At 68.1% G+C, this 19,355-nt stretch carries 16 protein-coding genes and 1 pseudogene; 13 read left to right on the top strand and 4 right to left on the bottom strand.

All coding sequences use genetic code 11. The features are described from left to right. The 4 genes and pseudogenes from HMPREF2550_RS12345 to HMPREF2550_RS09205 all read right to left on the bottom strand — a co-directional run. A pseudogene (locus HMPREF2550_RS12345) lies at nt 1–377 on the bottom strand (hypothetical protein); the annotation flags it as partial. 11 nt (nt 378–388) lie between these two features. Then, a complete protein-coding gene (locus tag HMPREF2550_RS09215) occupies nt 389–1,846 on the bottom strand; it encodes an alpha-(1->6)-mannopyranosyltransferase A (protein ID WP_070790783.1) in 1,458 nt (485 codons plus the stop codon). Continuing rightward, the gene (locus tag HMPREF2550_RS09210) at nt 1,846–2,937 is read right to left on the bottom strand and encodes a polyprenyl synthetase family protein (RefSeq protein ID WP_070790782.1); all 1,092 of its coding nucleotides are present in this window, start codon (nt 2,935–2,937) and stop codon (nt 1,846–1,848) included. The genes HMPREF2550_RS09215 and HMPREF2550_RS09210 overlap by 1 nt, the downstream gene beginning before the upstream one ends. A 39-nt stretch (nt 2,938–2,976) precedes the next feature. Then, on the bottom strand, nt 2,977–3,543 hold the full coding sequence (locus HMPREF2550_RS09205; protein ID WP_371441177.1) for a GNAT family N-acetyltransferase: 567 nt from the start codon (nt 3,541–3,543) through the stop codon (nt 2,977–2,979). A 128-nt stretch (nt 3,544–3,671) separates the two neighbouring features. Between HMPREF2550_RS09205 and HMPREF2550_RS09200 the strand changes: the two genes are divergently transcribed. The 13 genes from HMPREF2550_RS09200 (at nt 3,672) to murC (ending at nt 19,354) form a co-directional block, all read left to right on the top strand. Beyond that, nucleotides 3,672–4,115, top strand: a complete 444-nt coding sequence (locus HMPREF2550_RS09200) for an SAV_6107 family HEPN domain-containing protein (RefSeq protein WP_070790780.1) — start codon at nt 3,672–3,674, stop codon at nt 4,113–4,115. A gap of 103 nt (nt 4,116–4,218) precedes the next feature. Beyond that, on the top strand, nt 4,219–4,608 hold the full coding sequence (locus HMPREF2550_RS09195) for a DUF3040 domain-containing protein (RefSeq protein WP_070790779.1): 390 nt from the start codon (nt 4,219–4,221) through the stop codon (nt 4,606–4,608). A 390-nt stretch (nt 4,609–4,998) separates the two neighbouring features. Beyond that, a complete protein-coding gene (mraZ, locus tag HMPREF2550_RS09190) occupies nt 4,999–5,433 on the top strand; it encodes a division/cell wall cluster transcriptional repressor MraZ (RefSeq protein ID WP_038591497.1) in 435 nt (144 codons plus the stop codon). A gap of 196 nt (nt 5,434–5,629) precedes the next feature. Continuing rightward, a complete protein-coding gene (rsmH, locus tag HMPREF2550_RS09185) occupies nt 5,630–6,592 on the top strand; it encodes a 16S rRNA (cytosine(1402)-N(4))-methyltransferase RsmH (RefSeq protein ID WP_070790866.1) in 963 nt (320 codons plus the stop codon). A gap of 30 nt (nt 6,593–6,622) precedes the next feature. Then, nucleotides 6,623–7,303: a cell division protein FtsL gene (locus tag HMPREF2550_RS09180; RefSeq protein WP_070790778.1), complete on the top strand. Its 681-nt coding sequence runs from the start codon at nt 6,623–6,625 to the stop codon at nt 7,301–7,303. 54 nt (nt 7,304–7,357) lie between these two features. Then, entirely contained in the window at nt 7,358–9,391 is a 2,034-nt protein-coding gene (locus HMPREF2550_RS09175) for a peptidoglycan D,D-transpeptidase FtsI family protein (RefSeq protein WP_083319874.1), read from the top strand. Nucleotides 9,392–9,420: 29 nt separating this feature from the next. After that, the gene (locus HMPREF2550_RS09170) at nt 9,421–10,947 is read left to right on the top strand and encodes a UDP-N-acetylmuramoyl-L-alanyl-D-glutamate--2,6-diaminopimelate ligase (protein WP_070790777.1); all 1,527 of its coding nucleotides are present in this window, start codon (nt 9,421–9,423) and stop codon (nt 10,945–10,947) included. Nucleotides 10,948–10,950: 3 nt separating this feature from the next. Continuing rightward, nucleotides 10,951–12,504, top strand: coding sequence for a UDP-N-acetylmuramoyl-tripeptide--D-alanyl-D-alanine ligase (gene murF, locus HMPREF2550_RS09165; protein WP_070790776.1), 1,554 nt, complete (start codon nt 10,951–10,953; stop codon nt 12,502–12,504). Nucleotides 12,505–12,547: 43 nt separating this feature from the next. Then, entirely contained in the window at nt 12,548–13,654 is a 1,107-nt protein-coding gene (gene mraY / locus HMPREF2550_RS09160) for a phospho-N-acetylmuramoyl-pentapeptide-transferase (protein ID WP_070763477.1), read from the top strand. After that, nucleotides 13,654–15,054 (top strand): UDP-N-acetylmuramoyl-L-alanine--D-glutamate ligase, encoded by a 1,401-nt coding sequence (gene murD / locus HMPREF2550_RS09155; RefSeq protein WP_070790775.1) that lies wholly within the window; start codon nt 13,654–13,656, stop codon nt 15,052–15,054. The genes mraY and murD overlap by 1 nt, the downstream gene beginning before the upstream one ends. A gap of 102 nt (nt 15,055–15,156) precedes the next feature. After that, nucleotides 15,157–16,740, top strand: coding sequence for an FtsW/RodA/SpoVE family cell cycle protein (locus HMPREF2550_RS09150; RefSeq protein ID WP_070790774.1), 1,584 nt, complete (start codon nt 15,157–15,159; stop codon nt 16,738–16,740). Between the two features lie 16 nt (nt 16,741–16,756). Next, nucleotides 16,757–17,851: a UDP-N-acetylglucosamine--N-acetylmuramyl-(pentapeptide) pyrophosphoryl-undecaprenol N-acetylglucosamine transferase gene (locus HMPREF2550_RS09145; protein ID WP_070790773.1), complete on the top strand. Its 1,095-nt coding sequence runs from the start codon at nt 16,757–16,759 to the stop codon at nt 17,849–17,851. A 30-nt stretch (nt 17,852–17,881) separates the two neighbouring features. After that, nucleotides 17,882–19,354: a UDP-N-acetylmuramate--L-alanine ligase gene (murC, locus tag HMPREF2550_RS09140; RefSeq protein WP_070790772.1), complete on the top strand. Its 1,473-nt coding sequence runs from the start codon at nt 17,882–17,884 to the stop codon at nt 19,352–19,354. Nucleotide 19,355 lies beyond the last annotated feature (1 nt).

Below are 19,355 nucleotides of genomic sequence, written 5' to 3'. Positions count from 1 at the left end.
AGATACTCTTTGCGCAGCCGGGTGGCTTTCTTGCTGATGGTGGTGGTATCCCCTTCGGTGGCGCACAGCTGCGCGGTGTACTCCCAGCGCTTCGTGGGGTTCGTGATCCGGCGTGCGGTGCGCTCGATGAGTTCTAGGGTTTCGATGCAGTGCCGGTTAGCTTCTGCCGCAGCGCGTGCTTCGAGTTGGTAGCGCGAGTGGCTCGTTCGCTGAAAGAAGCGGCGGGCGAGGCGCACGAGCGTGTCGGCGTAGTCGTCGGCCGCGCCCATCCCAATGAGCGCGTCCGCATCCAGGCCTGCCTCGTAGACGAGCCGGAGTGCTCCGATTCCCCCTGCTTTGAAGGCCAAAAAGGCCCGTAATTGTTGTTGATCCCCCATAAGCCCAAAACCTAGCGCAGGCCCTGGGCCTCCGCAACAGGAGCGGTGCGCGGCCACACGAACGCCACGGCGGCAAGGGCGACGAAGGGGGCGAGGATGAGGAACCAGGGGTCGTAAAACCGGTGGTTGCCGCTACCCGTAAACGCGAGCGAGACCACCACCGAGGCCCCCACGGCGACCCGCTGCACCCACGCCGGTGCGCGGAACGTGCCCACCAAGGACACCAGCGAGGCGTAGTACCACGGAAGGGTGACCGCGTTTGCCACAAACGCGACGGCGTAGGCGGCGCAGGTCCCGGCGATTGCGCGGGTGGGGTAGCCGCCCTTGCGCGGCCGGAAGTACCACCACGCGACGACCAGGCCCGCGAGCATGACCACCCCGCTGGCGGCGCGGGTGGCGGCAAGGGCGGTGTTGTAGTGGAAATTCTCGTTGACCAGCTGGGCGACGGGGGTGATGAGCTCCGCCAAAAGCGTCGGCCCGGCGAGCGGGTTGACCACCTTGGAGTTGCCGGAGATCTCCGCGACCCACCCCCAGGAGGCCCCGGAGACCACGGTGACCAGGTCCACGACCGCGAGGGTCAGCGCGAGCGCCCACGCACCACAGCCGGCGAAGACGCCGAGGCGGCGGGGCCAGTTGCCCGTCGCAAAGTGTGCGTGCATGATCCACACGACGAACGGCAGCGCGATCGCGGCAGTAGCTTTGAGCGAGACCGCCAGCGCGATCAGCGCGATCCCGCCGCTCGCCCACGCAAAGCGGCGGCGCGTCGGCGCGATGCAGGCGAGCAGCCCGATGGAGACGAGGCCGACCATGATGGATTCGTTGTGCATGCCGCCGACCATGTGCAGCAGCATGAGCGGGTTCGCCGCCCCGATCCAGAGCGCGAACGCGGGGTTGGCACCGAGCGCTTCGGCAATCCGCGGTACCGCCCACACGATCATCGCGAACCCCAACAGCGAGACGAGCTTATATACGATCAGCCCTGCGGTGACGTCGTCGCCAACCAGGGAAGTGATCGCCTTGCCCAGCCCGAGGTGGGCGGGTCCGTAGGGGGTCGTCGTGTTGCGCCAGTCGTGGCTGACTTCCCACAGATATGGCCCGGGGTTGACGGCGGCGCCTTCGGTGTAGGGGTCGTAGCCGTCGCGAAGCATCGCTCCTTGCATGAGGTAGGAGTAGACGTCGCGCGAGAGGATGGGGGCGCTGAGCATGAGCGGCGCGGTCCACGCCCAGGTGGCCAGGCGCGTGGTGCGCAAACTCGGGCGGGCGCGGCCGAGGGTAAGCCAGGCGGCGACGAGCCCGAGGATACCGATGGTCAAAAGCGCTTCCATGAGCCCGCGGCCGTGGCCGTACATGAGCGGGTCGAGGCCGAGCTCGCGCATGATGCCGCTGCGGTTGCGGGTGGCGCCGGCGCCATACGAGCCGAGCGCGATTAAGGTGGCGGCGGCGGTGCCGAGGGCGAGTACACGCCGCATTAGGCGCGCCGTTCGGTGGAGCGGATTGCGAGCTGGCGCAGCGTGTCGGCAACGTCGGCGTCGATCTCCGCTCGCTCGAGGTGCGCCAGGCCCGAGGCAGTCAGTGCTTCGATTCGCTTCTCGACGCCCGCCCGCGCCCCACTTTCCGCAATCACCTCCGCCAGCCGCGCGAGCTCCTGCGGCGCGGTCGCGGTGCCGATGCCGGCGCGCAGCTCTGCGGCGGCGGCAGGGTCGGAGTCGTCGAGGAGTTCGAGCGCGGTGGCATAGAGCACGGTGCGCTTGCCCTCGCGGATGTCGTCACCGGCGGGCTTGCCGGTAATCGCGGAGTCGCCGAAAACACCGAGGATGTCGTCGCGCAGCTGGTAGGCGATGCCGATGTCGCGCCCGTAGCCGCGGAACGCGTCGATGGTGGCCTGCGACGCGTCGGCGAGCGCGGCACCTAAGTGGAGGGGGCGCTCGATGGTGTAGGCGGCGGTCTTGAAGCGGTTGACGCGATCAGCCAGTTCGATCGACTCGCTGCCCTCGCCCTCCAGCATGATGTCGAGGAGCTGGCCGCCGATGACCTCGGTGCGCATGCCGCGCCAGGCCTCGGCGGCGCGCGCTAAGGCGGCGGCGCTGACGCCTGAGTAGCGCCACATGTCCTCGGCCCAGACGAGTGCGAGGTCGCCGATGAGGATGGCGGCGTTGCGGCCGAACTCGGCGGCGTCGCCGCGCCGGCCCGCTTCGCGGTGCGCGGCCTCGACGGCGCGGTGGACGGTGGGGTTTCCGCGGCGGGTATCGGAGGCGTCGATGATGTCGTCGTGGACAAGCGCGCAGGCCTGGATGAACTCGAGCGAGCTGACAGCGCGCAGCACGGCGACCGGGTCCTCGTCGGTGCGATCGAGACCGCCCCCGCCGACGAAGCCTGCCCAGCCGTAGAGCGGGCGGATGCGCTTGCCGCCGCCAAGCACGAAGCGCTCCAGGTAGCCCACGGAGTTGGACACGGGTGCCCCGATGCGGCTCACCGTGTCGCGCTGGTCGGCAAAGAATTCGCGCAGCTGTGCTTCGACTGCTGCCGGGATCGTCTCGAGTGAGGTGTGCCTTGTGGCCACGGTGGGGCTCCTTTGCTGAGGTAGATCTTCTGCCCCAGGTTACCCACAGGGCAGGCGGCGTCCCAAGATGGCAAACGGGCGTGGGTCGCCGGAGTAGTAGAAGTTGCGGGCGAGGTCTGCAAAGCCGAAGGCGCGGTAGAGGCGGAAGGCCCCGTTGGCTTCCCCGGGCGCTTCGGGGGTGGACAGGAGTGCCCAGTGGGCGGGCGCGGCGTCGAGAAGCGAGCGCAGAAGTCGCGTGCCAATGCCGCGGGACTGCGCGGCGGGGGAGACGTGGACTTCGGCGATCTCGAAGTAGCTGCGCAGCATCTCGCGGGCGGTGTCGTCGAGGCGGTTGTTTTCGCGCAGCGCGCGGATGAGCTGGCGGTCCCACCAGCGCTCCCTCTGGCCGAGGAAGCCGTAGGCGACGCCGAGGATGCGTGTGCCTTCGATTGCCGCGAAGGCTTCGAAGCCCGGGGTGGTCACGTCGCGGCGCCAGACGCGGATCCGCTCGGAGCGGATGGTGCGCGGGTAGTCCATGGCGTCGAGGTAGATGTCCACGAGCTGTGGCGCGAGCTGGCTGAACTCGGCAGCGCTGAGGCGGCGGATAGTGACGGTCACGCTTTCCATGGAACCACGGCTGCGCGTGGGGCGGGGAAGAATCGGCAAGTTAGAACACGTGATCGAAAGTGTGTGGGGTGATGTTCGGTCGTGTTCCTAAAGTTTGGGGCAACACAAACTACAGAAGGAGCACAACCATGCACACCAACACCAGCGTCGTCTCTGCCACCGTCTCCCGCGCCAGCTCGGCGGAAGGCAAGCGGGATCGCTTCCTCGCCGCCGCCGACGGATTCCTTGCCCAGGCGCACGAGGAACTCGAGGCGGGCCGCGAAGATATCGCGTTAGAACAGGCCTACCTTGCCGCGCTACGGATCGCGGGTGCGGTGTGCGCGACCGCGCCGGCGATACGGAAAAGGAGGCGGCTGCCCACCAGCGCGTGGGACAAGCTCGCCATCACCGGCGCGGACGGCAAGCGCTGGGCGGGCACATTTCGCCAGTATTCTGCGCTGCGGGGGCGCGTCGCCTCGGGGATCCAGCGCGAGGTTCCGGCGGCCCGCGTGGCGGAACTGCTGGGTGAGGCCGAGCGCTTCTACGAGTTTGCGCGACCCGATTTCGGCACCGGTGCCCCGCTGGTTGCGTAGGTGGGAAAGGTTTTGCGCAAAAGAATTCAGCGGCGGGAACAAACTGGGTAGGATGACCGTTGTATAAGTAAGAATGTCCGTCGGGTAGCTGGAGAGTGAACCATTGTCTCTTTCTGAACAGGAACAGCGCGCACTCCGCGAGATTGAGCAATCGCTCCTCGCCGAGGATCCGAAGTTCGGGAGCTCCGTAGCGCAAGAGGTGAGCTTTGGCGGCGAGCACCCGGCGGGCAAGCTCACGCTCCGCAGCGTGGCGCTCATGGTGCTCGGCCTCGTGCTGCTGCTGGGCGGGGTAGCGCTCGCCTCGGTGAGCGTGTGGATGGTGGCGCTGAGCATCGTCGGCTTCGGCGTGATGATGGCGGGCGGAGTCATGGCGCTGCGCACCCCGTCGACCCCGACCGCGCACGTGCAGCCGCAGCGCGGCGCGAAGCAGCGCTCGCAGCGTGGCGCTTCGTTGGAGGAGAGCTTCCGGCGTCGTTTCGAGGACCGTCAGTAACGCCTTTTTGTAAAACACAGCGCATCCCCGCGTAGGGGGTGCGCTTTTTTCGTGCCCGCCCGAAATTCCCCACTTTCACCCACCCGTGCCCCCTGGGGCGGGCGACCTCGCGTGTGTACGCCCCGAAACCCGTCGTCTGCGCCGTCGACAACCGCGCTCTTTGCCCGCGCTTAGGGGATTTCTCCCCACCAAAAAACTCTCAATCTACCTGCGAAAACAACAATCAAACGCGGAAAGTTCGCCCGTAGTGTGGCGTTTGTGGGGCAAAGTGGGTTAAGGTGGGGCGTAGCGGCGAGCAGTGGCGTACATCTTGACTACGTGTGCGGCGCGAATCGCCGTAGAGAAAATTTCAGAGCCGATTCCGAAGGTGAAGGGAAGGTGGGTCGCCGGATGTTTCTGGGAACCTACACTCCCAAGCTGGACGACAAAGGTCGCTTGACGCTGCCCGCGAAGTTCCGTGAGGGGCTTGCGGACGGGCTGATGGTGACGAAGGGGCAGGATCATTCGCTCGCGGTATACCCGCGGGAGGAGTTCACCGCCAGGGCCAGAAAGGCTGCGGCGGCGTCCCGGACGAACCCGAAGGCGCGCGCGTTTATTCGTAACCTGGCTGCCAGTGCGGATGAGCAGACGTTGGATGGGTCCGGCCGTATTACGTTGTCGCCGGCGCACCGGGAGTACGCCTCCCTGACTAAGGAGTGCGTGGTGATTGGTTCGGTGGATTTTCTCGAGATTTGGGACGCTGAGTCGTGGGCTCAGTACCAAGAAGAGACTGAAGCCGCTTTCTCGGCGGCGGATGATGACGACATTCTCTCCGGTCTGCTGTAGGGCTGACTCCCCGGCAGTGGGCGTGACTACTGACGGAGAGCGTGTACGGACTCTGTCTGGGGCGTGGAGCGTTCTGGTGTACTTCCCCGACATCAGAACAGCCGCCCCGGGCAGGGCTCTATGCGCTCCCCTTGTGTGAGTGTGAAGGAAGCGGCAAGTGTGACGGAGGGAGGTTCCTCGGGTGACGAATCAGCAGATGCACGGGCATGTGCCAGTGATGCGTGAGCGGATGGCCGAGTTGCTCGCCCCGGCGGTGGGCACTGATGCTGTGCTTATCGACGCCACACTCGGCGCCGGCGGACACACCGAGCACTTCCTCACCACGTTCCCCGGCGCACGGGTGATTGGCGTCGACCGTGATCCGAATGCGCTCGCGGAGGCGACCGAGCGGCTCGCGCCGTTTGGCGACCGTTTCGCCGCGGTGCAGGCGCGCTTCGACGAGATGGGCGAAGCCATCGCCGCCGCCGAGGGGGAGGCCTTCGACTTGGTCCGCGCTAATGGCGTGGCCGGGGCGCTGTTTGACCTTGGCGTGTCGTCGATGCAGCTGGATCAGGCTGAGCGCGGTTTTGCGTACCGCGTGGACGCGCCGCTGGATATGCGGATGGATCCGACCCGCGGGATTACCGCGGCGGAGGTGTTAAACACCTACAGCCACGGCGAGCTTGCGCACGTGCTCAAGACCTACGGGGATGAGCGGTTCGCGGGCAAGATTGCTGCGGCGGTGGTCAAAGAGCGGGAGCGTGAGCCATTTACGACGAGTGCGCGCCTGGTCGAGCTGCTCTACGACACGATCCCGGCGGCGACCAGGCGCACCGGCGGGCACCCCGCGAAGCGCACGTTCCAGGCGCTGCGCGTGGAGGTCAACGGCGAGCTGGATGCGATCCGGAACGTCATCCCGGTGATCACGGACCTGCTTGCCGTCGGCGGGCGGGTGGTGTTCATGAGCTACCAGTCGCACGAGGACAAGATCATCAAGTCCGCGCTGCGCGAGCTGACTACCTCGAAAACGCCGCCGGGGCTGCCGATGGACTTGCCCGGCACCGAGGCGAAGTTCGCCCTGATTACGCACGGGGCGGAGCAGGCGTCGAAAGAAGAAATTGAGCGCAACCCGCGCGCCGCGCCCGTCAGGGTGCGGGGAATAGAGAAACTGTCCGCATAACACACCTGGCCGAAAAGGACGCAAGAAACTATGGGAGCACGAGACTTCAACGCGGTGGCGTCGACAAGCACGCTCACCCGGCCCCGCCGGCACCCTGAGCGCACGCGGGTGGCGCGGCCGCACGTGCCGCACGAAAAGGCGCGCGGACGGCTCGGCTCGAGCCAGGTCGTTTCGGTGCGCGGCCGGCGCGTCGCCGAGGCGCGGGTGACTGATGCGCCGCACCGCTTCTCCAAGGTGTCGTCGATTGGCGTGCCGCTGCTGATCGCCGGTGTGCTTACCGCGATGGGGCTGTCGGGGCTGGCGACGTCGCAGTCGTTTAGCATTCAGGACCTGCAGAAGCAGGAGCGGCAGCTGGCGGCCGAGGTGGAGACGCTCAACCGCGACCTGGAGCAGCGCCGCTCCTCAGCGGAGCTGGCGCAGCGCGCTTCCGAGCAGGGCATGCTCGTGGCTTCGCAGCCCGGCATCGTGGACGTGACCGACAACGGGGCGACCCACATCCGCCGGGATTTCAACCCGGAGGCCAACGCGAAGGTCATCGACGTCAACAGCGCGCAAGCCGACGCCGGGCGCGCCTCGAGCGATAGGAAAGCCACCGATGAGATCGGCGATTCGCTCACCGCAACCCCGGGCGGCAACGACCGACGGCCGGCGCCCGCGCAGCGGCTCGATAATGTCGCGCCGTACCAACCAAATGTCGCCTCGAACTTCTAAGATGAGGTACCTGCATCCGCAGGAGCGGACACAGCACACATAGAAGGAGTACACGTGGTGGATTCGGGGTCGCGAGGGCCACGTGAGACGGCGCGGTCCAAGCGCCAGATCACCAACTCGCGGGTGGGCATCGTGGTGACCGTGGTGATCGTGGTGGCCGTGATACTCATCGGACGGCTCGCGTGGGTCCAGGTGGTGTGGGGGCCGGAGCTGCGCGAGCAGGCGCAGACCCAGCGCACGCGCGTCTACGTCGACCCGGCCCGCCGCGGCCAGGTGGTCGACCGCGAGGGCAACCAGCTCGCCTACACCATGCAGGCGCGCTCGCTGACTATTTCGCCGAAGATGCTGCGCGGCGAGGTCGCGGACCTGATGACGAGTCAGATGCGTAAAGACGGTGTCTCCGTTGGGAGCATCGAAGCGCAGCTCGACGCGCGCGTGGAGGACTACCTGCGCAAGATGGCCAACTCCATCCCCGTGATCATCGGCAATGACTACGTGCTGCCGGAGGCGGGCGAGGACGAGACCCGCATGGAGGTCCTCGACCGGGCGCTCGCCGAGATCGACGCCGACGGCGGCTCCGGCGCGAAAGTCACCGACGCGAAAGACAACGAGGAGCGCAAGATCGGCGCGGTCAGCTCGAAGGACATCTACGAGAAGCTGCACGCCGACACCAACTACGAGGTGCTGGTGCGCAACGTCGACCCGGACGTGGCGATGGGCCTGGCCCGCACGTTCCAGGGCCTGGCGGCGGATCACCAGGACATCCGCAAGTACCCCAACGGCGCGATCGGGGAGAACATCGTGGGCAAGGTCTCCATGGACGGCCAAGGCCAGTTCGGCTTGGAGGCCTCGAGTGACGCGGTGCTCACCGGCATTAACGGCCGCTCCACCGAAGATGTCTCCGGCCTGGGCATGTCTATCCCCGGGACGCTGCGCGACGTGGTGCCCGCCGTCGACGGCTCGGAAGTAGAGCTGACCATCGATCTAGACCTCCAGACCTACGTGCAGCAGACCATCGAGCAGGCGAAGGCGAATTCGCAGGCGAAGGGTGCCGAGGCGGTGGTGCTCGACGCGCGCACCGGGGAAGTGCTGGCGATGGCGAATACGGGCACGATTGACCCGAACGGCGACGTCGAGAAGCAGCTCGCGGAAGGCCGCGACTTTGAAAACAACGCCATCTCCCACCCCTTCGAGCCTGGCTCGGTGGCCAAGGTCATCACGGCGGCCGCCTCCATCGAGGAGGGCACGACGAACCCGGAGGAGGTGCACAACGTGCCCGGCTCCATCGACATGGCGGGCGTGACCGTCGCCGATGCCTGGGAGCACGGCGACCTGCCGTACACCACAGCCGGCATCTTCGGTAAGTCCTCGAACGTGGGCACCCTGCAGCTGGCGCAGCGGCTTGGCGAGGAGCGCTTCTGGGACTACCTGCAGCGCTTCGGCCTGGGCAAAACCACCGGCATTGAGCTACCGAACGAGTCGGCGGGCATCCTGCCGGTGCTCGAGCAGTGGTCGGGCGGCACCTTCGCCAACCTGCCGATCGGGCAGGGGATGAGCTGGACGGCGCTGCAGATGGCCAGCGTGTTCCAGACGCTGGCTAACGGCGGCGAACGCATCGAACCGCGCATCATCTCGCGCATTACCGGCCCGGACGGCGAGGAGCTCGACCAGCAGGAGCCGGCGACGACCCGGGTGGTCAGCCCGGAGACGGCGCGCACGACCGTCGATATGTTCCGCGCGACCTTCCAGGAGGACCCGAACGGGATCCAGAACGGCACCGCGCAGGGCAACAGCATCGAGGGCTACCAGCTGTCCGGCAAGACCGGCACGGCGCAGAAGGTCGACGAGGACACCGGCGCGTACTCGCAAAGCCGGTACTGGATTACGTTTGCGGGTGTGGCACCTGCGGACGATCCGCGTTTCGTCGTCGCCATCATGCTGGATGAGCCGCAGCGCGGCCCGCTCGAGGGCGGCGGTGGCGGCCAGTCCGCGGCCCCGGTGTTCAAGGAGATCGCGGCGTGGCTGCTCAACCGCGAGAACATTCCGCCGAGCCCGGAAGCGAAACCGTTTGTGCTGCAGGCGCAGTAGCGACAATGAATCACAACGAAGGAGAACCAATGACTTCCCACGAGGCACCCACACTTATGCAGCTCGCCGAGCTGGCGGGGGCGCGCGTGGTCAACCCGCCGGCCACACCCGCGCCCGTGCGCTCCATCGGCCTCGATTCCGCAGCGCTTGCCCCGGGCGGGTTGTTCGCCGCGCTGCCGGGCACGCGGGTGCATGGCGCTTCCTTCGCTGCTGAGAGCAAGGCGCAGGCAATGCTTACCGACGCCGCCGGCCTGGACATCATCACCGCCACCGGCGACACCCGCCCCGTACTGGTTGTCGACGACGTGCGCGCCATCCTCGGCGAGGTGTCCGCCGCGGTCTACGGCCACCCCTCACGCGACATGACGCTGATCGGGGTCACCGGCACCTCGGGCAAAACCACGACGACCTACCTGCTGGAGCGCGGGCTGGCGGCGGCGGGCTGCACCGTGGGGCTGATCGGCACGACCGGCACACGGATCACCGGCAGGGATGTTCCGAGCAAGCTGACCACCCCGGAGGCACCCGACCTGCAGCGCCTGTTTGCGCAGATGCGCGACGAGGGGGTAACCCACGTGGTCATGGAGGTCTCCTCCCACGCGCTGATGCTCGGACGGGTCGGCGGCACTGACTTCGACGTCGCCGGCTTTACCAACCTGAGCCAGGACCACCTGGACTTCCACCCGACGATGGAGGACTACTTCCAGGCCAAAGCGCTGTTCTTTGACCCCGCCTCTCCGCTGGCCGCGCGTTTGAGCGTGATCTGCGTCGACGACTCCTGGGGCGAGCGGATGGCGGCGCTGGCGCAGGACCCGTTTACGGTCGGTACGCGCGGGCAGGGCGGCGTCGATATTGCGGCTTCGCAGCTGTCGGTAGAGGACTCCGGCGCGCAGGAGGTCACGCTCGAGCTCGGAGGGGAGAACTTTGAGTTCCGGCTGCCGCTGCCGGGCGAGTTCAACGTGGCCAACGCCGCGCTCGCGACCGGCCTGGCGTACCGGGTGGGCGTGGACGTGGCCGCCTTCGTGCGCGGGCTCTCTCAGGCCGCGGTGCCGGGGCGCATGGAGCGCATCGACGCCGGGCAGGATTTCGTCGCCGTGGTGGACTATGCCCACAAGCCGGCCGCGATCGCCGCGGTGCTGGCTACGCTGCGCTCGCAAGTTGCCGGGCGCGTCGGCATCGTGGTTGGTGCCGGCGGCGACCGTGACGCCTCCAAGCGCGCCATCATGGGTGCGGAGGCCGCCCGTGGTGCTGATTTCGTGGTGGTGGCGGACGATAACCCGCGCACCGAGGACCCGGCCGCCATCCGCGCTGCCGTACGCGCCGGTGCAGAGGAAGCGGCCGCTGAGGGCGTGGAGATCCGCGAGGATGCAAGCCGCGCCGGCGCGATCGACCAGTTGGTGGCCTGGGCGAAGCCGGGCGACGCGATCGTGGTGGTGGGCAAGGGCCACGAGGTTGGCCAGATCGTCGGCACGACGACCCACCACTTCGACGATCGCGAAGAGATGCGCCGCGCGCTCGCGGAGCAAGGCTATACAGCAACGAGCGACAAGGAGTAAGGCATGATCCCGCTGACATTGGCCCAGATTGCCGAGATCACCGGCGGCCGGCTCAGCCCGGAGGCCGACCCGGACTCGGTGGTGACCGGCAACGTGGAGTTCGACTCCCGCAAGCTCGCCGCGGGTGGGCTGTTCGTCGCCCTGCGAGGTGCGCGCGTCGATGGCCACGACTTCGCAGAAGCCGCCGTGCGCGACGGGGCAGTCGCGGCGCTGACCGTGCGCGAGGTCGGCGTGCCCGCCGTCATCGTGCCGAAGATGCCGCGCCGCCCCGACGACAATTCCGACTTGGCCGCGGGCGACCCGGACGGTTCGACCGCTGGCGTGGTCGCGGGCATGAGCGCGTTGGCCGCGCACGTCGCGCGCGAGCTGACCGCTCACCACGGGCTGACTATCGCCGGGGTGACGGGCTCGGCAGGCAAGACCTCCACCAAAGACCTCATGGCCACGCTGCTTGCGCGCGCGGGCGAGACGGTCGCGCCGCCCGGCTCCTTTAACAACGAGATCGGCCACCCGTATACCGTGCTGCGGTGCACCGAGTCGACGGATTTCCTGGTCGCCGAGATGTCGGCGCGCGGCATCGGGCACATCGCGCACCTGGCGCAGATCGCCCCGCCGCGCATTGGCGTGGTGCTCAACGTCGGCTCCGCCCACCTGGGCGAGTTCGGCTCACGCGCCAACATCGCCCAGGCGAAGGGTGAGCTGGTCGAGGCGCTGCCCGCGGCTAGCGACGGCGGCGTGGCCGTCCTCAACGCCGACGACGACTTGGTCGCTGCGATGGCTGCGCGCACACAAGCCCGTGTAGTCACCTTTTCTACGCGCCCGCGCGGCGGCGACTTCTACGCCACCGATATCTCCTTGGACGCGGTCGCCCGCGCCACGTTTACGATGCACTGCCCGCAAGGCGAACCGCAGCGGGTGTCTCTCGGCGTGTTCGGCGCGCACCAAGTGGGCAACGCGCTGGCGGCCGCGGCCGTCGGGATCGAGGCCGGCCTTTCGTGCGCGGAGGTTGCCGAGGCGCTTAGCGCTGCGCGTTCCGTCTCCGTCAATCGCATGGATGTGAACACCCGCGAGGACGGCGTGACCGTGATCAACGACGCGTACAACGCGAACCCGGAGTCCATGCGCGCGGCAATCGCCGCACTGGGCTACACCGCCGCGGCGCGCCCGGGCGTGCGCTCGGTCGCGGTGCTCGGGGAGATGGGCGAGCTTGGCGACGACGCCCCGCACGCCCACGCTGCACTCGCCGAAGAACTCGCCCGCTACCGGGTCACGCACCTGGTGGCGGTCGGGCACAACCCGTCGATGGACGCGCTGCTGACCGGTGCGCACGCAGCCGGCATCCACACCGCCCACGTCGCGGACGCACAGGAGGCGGCCGAGCACGTGCGCCACCTGTTGGCGTCGGCACCGCACGGCGAGAGCGGCTGGGAGGCGCGCGAGGATCGCGACGTCGTCCTGGTCAAAGCGTCGAACGCGGGCAAGCTGTGGACGGTGGCGGAGTCACTGTTGGCGGGGCATCGTCTGCGCGAGGATGCGCGGAATTATCCTCATACATAGCGGAATTTTTCGTTTTGAGAACTTTAAGCAAGGAAGCAGTGTCATGATTCAAGTCATCAGCGCAGGGATTATCAGCTTCCTCGTCGCAATCTTTACCACCCCCGTGCTCATCCGGTACTTCCACCGGCGGGAGATGGGGCAGGAGATTCGCGAGGATGGTCCGCAGTCCCACGCGCGCAAGCGCGGTACGCCCACGATGGGCGGTATTGCCATCTTGGTGGCGATCACGGTGAGCTACATCGCGAGCTCGGTGATCGCGCTGGTGACCGGCCACGAGGCGTTCACGGCCACGGGCCTGATCGTGCTTGGCCTGACTTTGGCGCTCGGGCTGGTTGGCTTTGCCGACGACGGCATCAAACTCTTCATGAAGCGCAACCTCGGCCTGAACAAGACCGCCAAGCTTGTCGCGCAGCTGGCGATCGCGTTGGCCTTCGGCATCCTGGTGCTGCAGTTCCCGGATGATAACGGGCTGACCCCCGGCTCGACCGCGCTGAGCTTTGTGCGCGATATCGACACTCTCGACATCGCGGTTGGCGGGGGCATCATCGGCACAATCGTCTTCCTCGTCTTCATCTACGTCCTGTTGGCCGCGTGGTCGAACGCGGTCAACCTCACCGACGGCCTCGACGGCCTGGCTGCGGGCACCACCGCGCTGGTCATGTCGGCCTACGTCACCATTACGTTCTGGCAGTTCCGCAACTCCTGCTCGCTGGAGGCCACCCCGGGCTGCTATTCGGTGCGCGACCCGCTCGACTTGGCGATCCTGGCCGCCGCCGGCTTCGGCGCCTGCATCGGTTTTCTGTGGTGGAACGCGGCGCCGGCGAAGATCTTCATGGGCGATACCGGTTCGCTCGCGCTCGGCGGCCTGGTCGCCGGGCTGTCGGTGACCTCGCGCACCGAGCTGCTCATGGTGGTCGTTGGCGCGCTCTTCGTCATCGAGGCCGCCTCCGTGGTCATCCAGGTTGCCTCCTTTAAGGCCACTGGCAAGCGCGTGTTCCGCATGGCACCCTTCCACCACCACTTTGAAAACGGCGGCTGGGCCGAGACCTCGGTGGTGGTCCGCTTCTGGATCATCGCCGCCATGTCGGTCGCCCTCGGTCTAGCCCTGTTCTACGGCGAGTGGCTCACGCAAAACGGGGTGAGCCTCTAATGGCCACACACATCCCGGTCGCCGAACCCGTCCTGGTCACCGGCGCGGGCGTGTCCGGTATGGGCGCGGCGAAGCTGCTCACTCAGCTCGGCGTCGCGCACGCGGTTGCCGACGACAACGCCACCGGCCGCACCACACTCCACGAAACGACCGGCTCTCCCACGCTCACGACCGCAGAGGCCGCCGCGCGCCTCGGCGAGTTCGCCACCGTGGTGACCTCGCCAGGCTGGCGGCCGGACACGCCACTGCTCGTCGCAGCCGCCGCGGCCGGGCTCGAGGTCATCGGCGACGTGGAGCTGTGCTTCCGCCTCGACCGCGCCGGCATCTTCGGCCACCCGCGCGACTGGCTGGTGGTCACCGGTACGAACGGCAAGACCACCACCACCGGCATGCTCGCCGCGATCATGGCGCAGGTAGGTCAAGCCACGGGGAAGCGGGCGCAGGCTTGCGGCAACATCGGGCTTGCGGTCGCGGATGCGCTCGTGGCCGAGCCCCGCGTCGACGTGCTGGTCGCGGAGCTGTCCAGCTTCCAGCTGTACTGGTCGAGCCAGCTTGTGCCCGATGCGGGCGTGCTGCTCAACCTGGCTGATGATCATCTTGATTGGCATGGGTCGTTTGCGGGCTACGCGGCGTCGAAAAGCAAAGTGCTGCGCGCACGATTCGCGGTGGCCGGCATCGACGATGCGCACGTGCGCGAGCTCGCCGCGGCCTATCAAGACATCATCGGTTTTACCCGGGCCGCACCGCGTGAGGGTGAGGTCGGCGTCGAACAGGGACGGATCGTGGCTCGCCTCGGCGGTGAGCTTCTCGACGTCGCCTCCGCCAAAGGCATCCAACCACCCGGTGCGGCGGGCGTGCTCGACGCGCTGGCGGCAACGGCTGTCGCGCTGACCCAGGGCGCCACGCCCGCGCAGATTCAGGCGGGGCTTGCCTCGTACCAGGTGGCGGACCACCGCGGCGCGCTCGTGCATACGGCGCAGGGCGTGAACTGGGTGGATAACTCGAAGGCGACGAACCCGCACGCCGCGCACTCCGCGCTCGCAGGCAGCGAAGGGGCAGTCGTGTGGATCGCCGGCGGCCAGCTTAAGGGGGCGAGTGTCGACGAACTCGTGCGCGAGCACGCCGGGCAGCTGCGCGCCGTCGCGCTGCTTGGTCAGGACCGGGAGCTGATCCGCGAGGCGTGCGCGCGCCTTGCCCCGCAGGTACCCGTCTTTGTCACGGACGAGATGGACCCGCAGCGCGCGATGCAGCAGGTCTGCGACTACGCGGCCGCGCAGGCGCAGCCTGGCGACACGGTGCTGCTCGCCCCGGCGGCGGCGAGCTTGGACATGTACCCGGGCATGGCCGCGCGCGGGGAGGCCTTCCGCGCGGCGGCGCTGCGCGCGTGCCCATCGGATTGACAGGAGACACGGAGGCGGGCCGCGCCTTGTGGCGCGACGCACCGTGTACTCTCAAGTGGTACTTGATACTTTTTGTTCAGCCTTTGGCGAAAGGATGAGGCCATGACGGTCACCCGCGACGGACACCCAGCCGCACGAACGGCACGGCGCAACGACCGTGCGCAGCGGCCGGTGTCCCGGCTGGGGGCGGCCTCGCGCCGGGTTGAGGACTTCCTCGACGCGCGCCCGCTGATCGACTACACGATGATCCGCAGCGTCGTGTTCGTGCTCGCCGGGCTCGGCCTGGTGATGGTGCTGTCCTCGTCGATGGCGATGTCGTACTTCGAGGCGGCGTCGCCCTGGAAGACCGCCGCCCGCCAGGGGCTCATGGTGGTGATGGGCCTGGTGGCCTTCCTCGCGGCGCTGCAGATGCCGCTGCGGTGGCTGCGCAGCATCAGCGCGGTCATGCTGCTTGTCTCCTACGTCCTGCTTGTCCTCGTGCTGCCGTTCGGTACGGGCGGGGATGAGGTCGGTTCGCAGTCCTGGCTGGCGCTGGGTCCGTTGCGCGTGCAGCCCTCGGAGATCGCGCGTCTGACTTTCGCTATCTGGGGCGCGCAAGAGGTCGCCCGCAAGGGGATCCGCTTCAAGTGGGACAGCGGCGCGGCCTTCTACCTCGTGGGAATCGGGGGCTTCCTCCTGATCGCCGCCCAGAAGGATATGGGCATGGCCCTGTCTTTTGCGCTGATCATGGGCCTGATCATGTTCTTCGCTGGCGTGACGCGCACCGTGTTGCTCAGCTTTGGGCTCATCGGCGTCGGGCTGCTGCTGTTCACCTTCCTCAGCGGCAGCTTCCGTTCCGACCGCTTCCACGTCTACTTCGACGCGCTCTTCGGCAAGTTCGACGACACCCGCGGCATCGCCTTCCAGTCCCACCAGGGCTTCTTATCGCTTGCCGACGGCGGCCTCTTCGGCGTCGGACTCGGCCAGTCCCGCGCCAAGTGGTTCTACCTTCCCGAGGCGAAGAATGACTTCATCTTCGCCATCATCGGCGAGGAACTCGGCCTGTGGGGCGGCGCGTTGGTCATCGGCCTGTTCGCTGCGCTCGGTTACTTCGGCCTGCGAGCGGCGCGCCGCGCGGCGACCCAGGAGCAGCGCATGATCGCGGCCTCCCTGACTGCCGCGGTGGTGGTGCAGGCGCTGATCAACATCAGCTACGTCGTTGGCCTGCTGCCGGTGACCGGCATCCAGCTGCCCATGATTTCCGCCGGTGGCTCCTCTGCGGTGGTGACCTTCGGCGCGATGGGCGTGCTCGCCTCGATCGCGCGCCACGAACCCGACGCGGTCTCGGCGATGCAGAACTACGGCCGCCCGCGCTTCGACCGCGTCTTCCGCATCCCGGAGCCGCAGCCGGCCGTCGCCGCGCAGCCGGAACGCCGGGCGCGCGCAGCCGCCGCACCCCAGCCGGAGCGCCGCCCGCACAAGCAGCGCGTCATGCGGGGACGCCGGGTGGTGCACGCCTCTGAACGTGAAGCACGCTTCGGTACCCCGGTCACCGCGCGCGGCGAGCGCACTCGTCAGGTGGGGCGCACGCCGGGGCATGCGCGGGTGGCGCGCCCGGACCGGACAGCGGGGCGCAAACAAGCAAGCTCCCCCCGCTCGCGCCAGCGGCCGCGCTACGATGAACCGCGCAACCGCCGCGCGGGCTAGAAAGGCATAACAGATCATGAGTGAGACACCCGAACAGCTGTCTGTCGTTCTCGCTGGTGGCGGCACCGCCGGGCATATCGAGCCGGCGCTTGCCGTCGGGGAGGTGCTGCGCGATACGTATGGCGCGCACGTCGTCGCACTTGGCACCGAGCGTGGGCTGGAGACCACGATCGTCCCGGCCCGCGGCTTCGAGCTTGCGCTGATCGACCCAGTGCCGATCCCGCGCAAGAAGCCGCTGCAGCTGCTGAAAGTTCCGACGCGCCTGCGGCGTGCGGTGCGCCAGGCGAAAGACGCGATGCGTGAGGCGAACGCGGACGTAGTCTTCGGCACCGGCGGCTACGTCGCCGCGCCCGCTTACCTGGCGGCGAAGCAGCTCGGCTTGCCGTTTTTCGTGCTGGAGACCAACGCGCTGGCTGGCATGGCGAACAAGCTGGGCGTACGCCTTGGCGGCGTGGGTCTTAACGCGGTGCCGAACTCTGGCATGGCCGGCGATGTCGTCGGCATCCCGGTGCGACCCGGCGTGGGCGTGGACCCGGACGGGGCGAAGGCTGAGCGCGGCCACAAGATGTGGAACCTCGACCCGGCCACAAAGACGGTACTGGTGACCGGCGGCTCGCAGGGCGCGGTGAGCATTAATACTGCGCTCGCTGGTGCGGTCGAGCCGATCACCGCGGCCGGGTTCCAGGTCCTGCACGCATACGGGCGCAAAAACGACGCCCCCACGCCGCACGACGGCTACACCGCAGTGCCGTATATCGACGACATGGAGGCCGCCTACGCCGTGGCCGACCTCGTGGTGTGCCGTTCGGGCGCGATGACGGTCGCGGAGAATTCCTCGGCAGGCCTGCCCGCCATTTACGTGCCGCTGCCGCACGGCAACGGGGAGCAGGGCTTAAACTCCGCCCACCTCGTGGCCACGGGTGCGGCCGTGCGCATCGACGACGCGCAACTGACCCCCGATACGCTTGCCGCCGAAGTCACCGCCATTTTGGGCGACGAGGCGCGCTACGCAAAGATGCGCGACGCGCTGGCGACCTCGGGCGCAGGCAACGTCGCCGAGGAACTGGCCCGCCGCGTGGTCACCGCAGCCGCCCGCAGCCACCAGAAGTAGATTCACCGCCTTGGAGCAAGGAGCACAATCATGACGCAGACCATTGACCTCTCGCGTGTCCACCTCATCGGCATCGGCGGCTCCGGCATGTCGGGCGTCGCCCACATCCTGCTCGACCGCGGCGCGGTGGTCACCGGCTCGGACGTGAAGGATTCCCGACCGGTGCGCGCGCTGCGCATGCAGGGCGCGAAGGTTGCCGTCGGGCACGCGAAGGAGAACCTCGTACTCTCCGGCCAGCTGCCGACCGTGGTGGTGACCAGCTTCGCGGCCATCCCGAAGGACAACCCCGAGTTGGTCGCGGCCGCCGAGGCTGGCATCCCGGTCATCCGCCGCTCGGACCTGCTTGGTGAGCTCATGGAGGGCTACACCCAGCTCTTGCTCGCCGGCACCCACGGCAAGACGTCGACCACCTCGATGGCGGTCGTCGCCTTGCAGGCCGCGGGCGTGGACCCCTCCTTCGCCATCGGCGGACAGCTCAACCGCGCGGGCACGAACGCCCATCACGGCGCAGACAAAGTCTTCGTGGCCGAAGCCGACGAGTCGGATGCCTCGCTGCTGCGTTACAAGCCGAATGTCGCCGTGATCACCAACATCGAGCCGGACCACCTGGACTTCTTCGGCACCCACGAGGCCTACTTCAAGGTCTTCGACGACTTCGCCGACCGCGTCCAGCCTGGCGGCCACCTCGTGGTCTGCCTGGACGATGAGCTCGCGGCTCGCTGCGGCGCGCGCGCCATCGAGCGCGGTGTGCACGTGCTCGGCTATGGCACCGCAGAGGCCGCCGCCCACCACCCGGAGATCCCAGCGGGCGCCGTGATCACCGGCGAGGAGCCGGACGGTTCCTACGTCAACACCACCGTCGAGCTGCGCCTGCCCGATCAGGACCCACAAGAGGTGCACTACCGTCTCACCGTGCCGGGGCGCCACATGGTGCTCAACTCCGCCGCCGCGACGCTCGCCGGCGCACTCGTCGGCGGCGACCCGGCGAAGCTGGCCGACGGCCTGAGCGATTTCACCGGCGTGCGCCGCCGCTTCGAGTTCACCGGCCAGGTCGAATCCGGCCCCTTCGAAGGCGTGCGCGTCTACGACGACTACGCGCACCACCCGACTGAGGTCGCCGCCGTGCTCACCGCCGCCCGCGACAAGGTGGTCTCCGAGGGCAACGGCGCCCGCGTCGTGGTGTGCTTCCAGCCGCACCTCTTCTCCCGCACCGAGGCGTTCGCCGAGGAGTTCGCCCGGGCCCTTTCGCTTGCCGACGCCTGCGTCATCCTCGATATCTACGGCGCCCGCGAAACCCCCGTCGAGGGCGTGACCTCGCGCATCATCACCGACCGCATCGACGAGGACACCGTGGTACGCCTCGAGCCAGACTTCTCCGCCGCGCCGCGGACGGTCGCCGCGGTGACCAAGCCGGGCGACCTCGTACTCACCATGGGTGCGGGCACGGTCACCCTGCTCGCCCCGGAGATCCTGGCGCAGCTGCGCGAGCAGCCGGAGGCATAAG

Source organism: Corynebacterium sp. HMSC074A01, from assembly GCF_001831515.1.
Classification (GTDB): domain Bacteria; phylum Actinomycetota; class Actinomycetes; order Mycobacteriales; family Mycobacteriaceae; genus Corynebacterium.
The sequence above is the reverse complement of the archived record's forward strand: the minus strand, read 5'-3'. Positions and strand labels throughout refer to the sequence as shown.